The 6,220-nt window shown below is 70.9% G+C and carries 5 protein-coding genes, 1 tRNA gene and 2 pseudogenes; 2 read left to right on the forward strand and 6 right to left on the reverse strand.

Going from position 1 to position 6,220, the window contains the following annotated elements:
* From KBI5_RS04210 to KBI5_RS04225, 4 genes are all read right to left on the reverse strand, one after another.
* Positions 1-900: homoserine dehydrogenase (locus tag KBI5_RS04210; RefSeq protein WP_085014377.1), on the reverse strand; the 900-nt coding region annotated here is incomplete at its 3' end.
* Positions 897-2,318 (reverse strand): diaminopimelate decarboxylase, encoded by a 1,422-nt coding sequence (gene lysA / locus KBI5_RS04215; RefSeq protein WP_049760988.1) that lies wholly within the window; start codon positions 2,316-2,318, stop codon positions 897-899. The genes lysA and KBI5_RS04210, both read right to left, overlap by 4 nt.
* A 115-nt stretch (positions 2,319-2,433) precedes the next feature.
* Positions 2,434-3,480 carry a DALR anticodon-binding domain-containing protein gene (locus tag KBI5_RS04220; protein ID WP_011438103.1) on the reverse strand — a complete coding sequence of 349 codons (1,047 nt, stop codon included), beginning with the start codon at positions 3,478-3,480 and terminating at the stop codon, positions 2,434-2,436.
* Between the two features lie 24 nt (positions 3,481-3,504).
* Positions 3,505-3,891 carry a response regulator gene (locus tag KBI5_RS04225; RefSeq protein ID WP_011438104.1) on the reverse strand — a complete coding sequence of 129 codons (387 nt, stop codon included), beginning with the start codon at positions 3,889-3,891 and terminating at the stop codon, positions 3,505-3,507.
* Positions 3,892-3,964: 73 nt separating this feature from the next.
* Between KBI5_RS04225 and KBI5_RS04230 the strand changes: the two genes are divergently transcribed.
* Together KBI5_RS04230 and KBI5_RS26100 are read left to right on the forward strand one after the other, a co-directional pair.
* Positions 3,965-4,036, forward strand: a tRNA-Arg gene (locus KBI5_RS04230).
* 17 nt (positions 4,037-4,053) lie between these two features.
* Positions 4,054-4,227 carry a hypothetical protein gene (locus tag KBI5_RS26100; RefSeq protein WP_157902427.1) on the forward strand — a complete coding sequence of 58 codons (174 nt, stop codon included), beginning with the start codon at positions 4,054-4,056 and terminating at the stop codon, positions 4,225-4,227.
* A gap of 429 nt (positions 4,228-4,656) precedes the next feature.
* Here the strand turns inward: KBI5_RS26100 and KBI5_RS28605 are convergent.
* Both KBI5_RS28605 and KBI5_RS26105 read right to left on the reverse strand, forming a co-directional pair.
* Positions 4,657-5,829, reverse strand: a pseudogene (locus KBI5_RS28605) (recombinase family protein); the annotation flags it as partial.
* A 119-nt stretch (positions 5,830-5,948) separates the two neighbouring features.
* Positions 5,949-6,220 (reverse strand): annotated as a pseudogene (locus KBI5_RS26105) (hypothetical protein); the annotation flags it as partial.

Below are 6,220 nucleotides of genomic sequence, written 5' to 3' on the forward strand. Positions count from 1 at the left end.
GGCGCCCTGGCCGTAGAACATCAGCTGGCCCGCCGCCTCGGACTCGACGAACACCGCGTTGAAGGCCTCCCGCACCCCGGCCAGCGGGTGGGTGCGCGGGATCATCGCCGGGTGGACCCGCACGCTGATCCCCTCGGTCTCGGCCGAGCGTTCCGCCACCACGAGCGCCTTCACAGTGCAACCGAGCTCCCGGGCGCTGGCGATGTCGGCGGTGGTGACCTCACCGATGCCGACCCGGTAGACGTCGTCGATCGTTACCCGGGAGTGGAAGGCCAGCTGGGCCATGATGGCCGCCTTCGCGGCCGCGTCGAACCCATCGATGTCGGCGGAGGGATCGGCCTCGGCGTATCCGAGCGCCCCGGCCTCGGCGAGTGCCTCGGTGAACGACGCGCCGATCTCGTCCATCCGGGTCAGCACGAAGTTGGTCGTCCCGTTGACAATGCCGAGCACCCGGTGCACACGATCCCCGGCCATGCTCTCACGCAGCGGGCGGATCAGCGGGATGGCCCCGGCCACGGCGGCCTCGTAGTAGAGATCGGTGCCGGCCGCGGCGGCCGCGTCGTGCAGCGTCGCGCCGTCCGAGGCCAACAGGGCCTTGTTCGCGGTGACCACCGACTTACCCCCCCGCAGGGCGGACAGCAGCCAGGAGCGGGCCGGCTCGATGCCGCCGACAAGCTCGATCACGATGTCGACGTCGTCCCGGGCGACGAGGCCCGCCGCATCCCCGGTGAACAGCGCCGGATCCACGTCGAGGGCGCGGGCGCGGCCCGGCCTGCGCACCGCGATCCCGGCGAGCTCCAGGGGAGCCCCGACCCGGGCGGCGAGATCGGCGGCGTTGGCCTGCAACAGCCGGACGGTCTCGCTGCCGACGACCCCACAGCCGAGCAACGCGATCCTCACCGCGCCACCTCCGGGGAGGCCGGGTCGGCGCCCGGCTCGACCTTCACGCCCGGATCGACCTTCACGCCCGGATCGACGTCCAGGCGCAGCAGGTCGTCCTCGGTCTCCCGCCGGACGATGATCCGGGCCGCGCCGTCGCGCACGGCGATCACCGGTGGCCGCGCCACGTGGTTGTAGTTGCTGGCCATCGACCGGTGGTAGGCGCCGCTGGCGGGAATGGCCAGCAGGTCACCGGGCCGGACGTCGTCGGGCAGCGGCACGTCGTGGGCGACGACGTCCCCGGACTCGCAGTGCCGGCCGACGATCGTGACGACGTGCGTCGTGGCCAAACCGGTCCGGGAGACCAGCCGGGCGGTGTAGCGGGCGTCGTAGAGCGCCGTGCGGATGTTGTCGCTCATGCCGCCGTCCACGCTGACGAAGGTGCGCAGCCCGGGCAGCTCCTTGACAGTGCCGACCTCGTAGAGGGTCACCGTCGTCGATCCGACGATGGCCCGTCCCGGTTCCACCGCGAGGCGCGGGACGGTCAGGCCCGCGGCGGCGCACTCCTTGCCGACCACGGCGGTCAGCCGCTCGGCGACGTCGGTGACCTCCAGCGGGGCGTCCTCGCCGGTGTAGGCGATGCCGAGGCCACCGCCGAGGTCGAGCTCGGGCAGTTCGAGGTCGTGGGTGTCGCGGATGCGCGCGAGCAGGCCCACCAGGCGGTGCGCCGCCAGGCCGAACCCGGCCGTGTCGAAGATCTGCGAGCCGATGTGCGCGTGCAGGCCGACGAGTTCGAGGGAACCGGCGGCCGCGAGCACGCGTTCCACCGCCTCGGCCGCCGACCCGCCGGCCAGCGAGAACCCGAACTTCTGGTCCTCCTGCCCGGTGGAGACGTAGTGATGTGTGTGCGCCTCCACGCCCGGGGTGACGCGGATCAGCACGCGCTGGCGCACGCCCGCCTCGGCGGCGACGGCTGCCAGGCGGGTGATCTCGGCGAAGGAGTCGACGACGATCCGCCCGACGCCATAGCCGACGGCTGCCCGCAGTTCCGCGACGGACTTGTTGTTGCCGTGGAAGAGCAGTCGATCCGCCGGGAAACCGACCGAGCGGGCCACCGCGAGCTCCCCGCCCGTACAGACGTCGAGATTCAGACCCCCCTCATCCACCCAGCGAGCGATCGTGCGGCACAAAAAGGCCTTGCCCGCGTAGTAGACGTCACATTCGGCGAACGCCCGCCGCCAAGCCGCGCACCGGGCCCGGAAGTCGGCCTCGTCGAGAACGAAGGCCGGCGTGCCGAACTCGGCGGCCAGCTCGTTAACCCGGATCCCACCGATTCGCAGCACACCGTCGGCGTCCAGCCGGGCCGTGGCCGGCCACAGATTCTCCTCCAACGGCTTCTCCTCCAACGGCACCACCGCCGGGCTGTCGATCTCGCTCATCTCGCCTCTGCCTGCCTCATGCCGCCTGGCCTGCCTCATGYCGCCTGTTTCACGCTTTCCAACCGGCTCGTTCCCGAACCCGCCAGGATGCCCGGACGCCCGGACCGACCGCTCGTCACATCCGCTCGGGGGCGCTGACCCCGAGCAGTCCCAGGCCGTTCGCGAACACCACCCGGGTCGCTGCCACGAGCAGCAGCCGCGCGCCGGTGGCCGGACCGGGCTCGGCGTCGCCCTGCGGAAGCACCCGGCAGGAGTCGTAGAACCGGTAGTAGACCCCGGCAAGTTCCTCGAGATAGCGGGCGAGCCGATGGGGGCCACGCAGCCTCGCGGCGGACTCGATCACTCGGGGGAACTCGCCGAGCGCGCGCAGCAGCTCACCCTCCCGCGGCTGGGTCAGCAGGGCGACGTCGACCGGCTCGGTCGCGGCCGTGAGGCCCAGGGAGCCGGCGTCGCGCAGCAGCGAGCTGATCCGCGCGTGGGCATACTGCACGTAGAAGACCGGGTTGTCACTGGTCTGGCGGGCCATCAGGTCCAGATCCAGATCGAGCGCCGAATCCGGCGAAGACCGGACCAGCCAGTACCGCGCCGCGTCGGCCCCGACCGCGTCGACCAGGTCGTCCAGGGCCTGCTCGGACGCCCCGCGGTCGTAGTAGTACTCCGTGCCCACGTGGTACTCCGTGCCCACCTCGAACCCGGCCGCGGGCAGGATGCGCCCCAGGGCGTCCCCGACGGCCGCCCGGCGCGCCGAGGCCAGCGTCACCGGGCCGGTCGGGTTCGCGCTGACGAACTCCAGGTTGACCCGGACACCTCGTGGCCTGACCGCCCGGCCGTACCGGTCACCGGCCGACACCACCGTGCGGGCGATCTCTCCGAGGGCGGCGTCGGCCAGCCGGAAGTTGAGGAACCCCGGGCCGGCGACGTCCACGGCGGCGAGCTCGCTGTCGGTAGCGAGCCGCCGGGCCAACGTCTCCGCGACGGCGCGCGGCGGACGACGGGCGGCCCTGGCAAGCTGGAGCGCGACCGGGGAGGCGTAGTCCCCGTGCTCGGGCGTCTTCGGCCGCTCCACCGTGACGGCGGTCGGCACAGTCACGTCCAAGTCGCCGTCCGCGACCGCGCGGCCGATGGCCGTCACGATGGCGTCAGCGAGATCGGCGGGGGTCATGACGGCGATGTTATCGGCGCCGGGTCAGACCGGCTGGCCGGCAGCCAGCCGCTGGACCACACCGATGAGTTCGTCCGGGTCGAACGGCTTGGTCAGGTAGTAGTCCACCCCGACCCGCATCCCACGCTTGACGTCGGCCTCCTGGGCCCGGGCGGTCAGCATAATCATTTTGATGGCGGCGGTGTCCGGCTCCTCCCGCAGCCGGGCGGCCACGTCCCAGCCGTTCATCCTCGGCATCATGATGTCCAACGTGATCACCTGTGGGGCGATCTCGCGCACCATCTCCAGGCAGTCCACGCCGTCTACGGCGGTATGGACCTCAAAGCCCTCCAACTCAAGGTTGACGACCACGAGCTGACGTATCACCGCGTCGTCGTCGACGACGAGGACTCGGGGGGTGGCAGGGTACACACCGGAAGCTTACGGCGACCCGGATTCCCGATCCGGCGTTCCGTCCTGGTAACGTATGCCGCGTTGACCCGGGGCCCCCGTAGCTCAGGGGATAGAGCACCGCCCTCCGGAGGCGGGTGCGCAGGTTCGAATCCTGCCGGGGGCACGTACTGCATCCACGCGGTGAAGGTGCCGGGTGGCTGTCGTACGCGGTGCGGGGGTGTTGGCGGCCACTTCCGCGAGGTCAGCGACGGTGTCGAGGTCGGTGACCGGAATTTTGATCATCATCTGTACCTCCTGCTTCTCGTGATCGAGGTGGACGGTGAGCTGGGTGATCTCGTAGAGGCGTCGCTGTAGCTCCTCGGGGGCCTTGTCGAGCTTGAGGGTGAGTGTCGGGAGGGCGTCGAGGAGGGTGAGGCTGTCGGGGCCTGGCCGGTCGGGTTCGGCGTCGTCGGCAGCGTCCAACTCTGTAATCTTCGCGAGGGTGGTCTTGCGCTCGGTGTCGAGCTGGTTGTAGGTGGCTCGCAGTCCCTGGGTGAACGGGTCGTCGGGGTCGCCGTCCTGAGCTTGCCGGAGCAGGTTGTCCTGCCGCCGGCCAAGGTCGTCGATCTTCTTGCGGAGCCTGCTCCGTTCAGCGGCGCGTTGCTGGGTGGCGCGGTCGTCGTAGCTGGCGAGTTCGGCGGCCAGCAGGGCGATCCGGCTGCGGCCGAAGACGCGTTCGGCGTAGAAGTCGGTGATCGCGGCTTCGAGGACGTCTTCGCGGATGCGGACGGTCTTGGGGTGGTCGGCGAGCTTGTCGTCGCGGCCTCGGTTGTTCGCCTTGGGCCAGCAGATGTACCAGACGGGTGCACCGGGGTCGCGGACGTTGCCGAACATCCGCCGCCCGCAGGTGCAGTGGACCATGCCCCGGAACACGTAGGTCCGCTTGGTGGCGGGATGGGCGTTGAGGTCGTTGTGCTGCCGGGAGCCGCGCCGGGTCTGGCGGTGGGCGTTGAACTCGTCGAACATCCATTTCGGGATCAGCGGTTCGTGGACGAGCTGTTCGGACCAGACCCATTTCTCCGGCCCGTTGACCGCCCCGTGCCTCGACCGGCTCGCACGCCGGTTGAACACCTGGTAGCCGGTGTACTTCGGGTTGCGCAGCAGATCGRCCACGGTGGACTTCGACCAGGCCCCGCGGGCTCGGTAGGCACCGCCGACCGGCTCTGGCGGCGGGTAACGCTCCAGGTCCGCGTTGAGYGCCTCGGCGATCGCGCCGTAGCCGAGCCCGCGGTAGTAGCGCCAGTGCGCGATCTGGGTGACGGTCTCCCCGCGTGCCCCGTCGGGTTCGAGGCGGGTCTTGGTCGCTCCCCGGTCGGCCTTGGCGGAGTTCGGGTGCCGGTAGCTGCGGGCCCGGTAGCCGTAGGGCGGTTTGCCGATGTTCCAGCCGTCGCGGACGTGGGTGCACAGCCCACCCCACGAGCTTTCGAGGGTGTTCCAGACCTCGTACTCGGCGACGGACTGGTTGATCCGCCGGTGCAGGATCTGCCCTGCCCGCGGACCGTCGACCTTGATCGGCTCGTTCCACGCCAGCAACGCCACCCCGGCCTGTTCGAGCTGGCGTTCGATCGCGAGGTTCTCGTACATCCGTCGGGCGATCCGCGACATCGACTCGCAGATCACCGCATCGAACCGGCAGCGCGGATGCTCGGCTTCGGCCAACAGGTCGTCGATCCCGCCGTCGCGCGGGATCGGGATGTCGAACCGGGACACGTCCGCGCCGTGGCCGCGCTGATCGAGGTCCTTGCGGCCAGACTCCACATCGTAGAAGTGCGCGACGATCACCCACGACTCCGGCAGCGCGGACTTCRCCCGGTCCAGCTGACGCATCAACGACTGGCGCGGGTCCTGCTGCTCCTCGGTCGAGGTCCGCCCCGCGAACGCGACCCGGACCTCCCGCGCCAACCCTGCCAGCGGCATCGCGAACGGCGACACCGCCAGGTCCGACAGTGCCGGGTTCGCCGGATCCGCCGCCCGCCGCGCCGGCCCGAGTCCCGGACGGCCTGGGTCGGCCGCCCGGGACGGACGATCAGGATCGATCACGCCGCCTCCTCCTCCAATCCACCGTCGCCGCTGGCGTCGTCGGTAGCCTCGCCGGCGGCCCACAGCAGCAGATCCCGAATCACGTCCGCGAGCTCCGCCCGGATCCGGTCAGCCTCCGGGCCGCTGATCGTTTCGACCTCGCCGTGGAACACCCACCGCCGACCCGGCCGTCCCCGCCCACCCTGCGACGGGGATCGCAACGCGACGACCCGCGCGTCCTGCGCCCCGGGCCGCTCCCCCATCAACCCGGGAGGGTCTTCCCCGTCCA

This window comes from Frankia sp. KB5 (genome assembly GCF_002099325.1).
Classification (GTDB): domain Bacteria; phylum Actinomycetota; class Actinomycetes; order Frankiales; family Frankiaceae; genus Frankia; species Frankia casuarinae.

What these genes read in the sequence shown, in the direction of transcription:
- lysA (WP_049760988.1), bottom strand. Translation starts at nt 2,318, where the DNA reads ATGAGCGAGATCGACAGCCCGGCGGTGGTGCCGTTGGAGGAGAAGCCG.
- KBI5_RS04220 (WP_011438103.1), bottom strand. Translation starts at nt 3,480, where the DNA reads ATGACCCCCGCCGATCTCGCTGACGCCATCGTGACGGCCATCGGCCGC.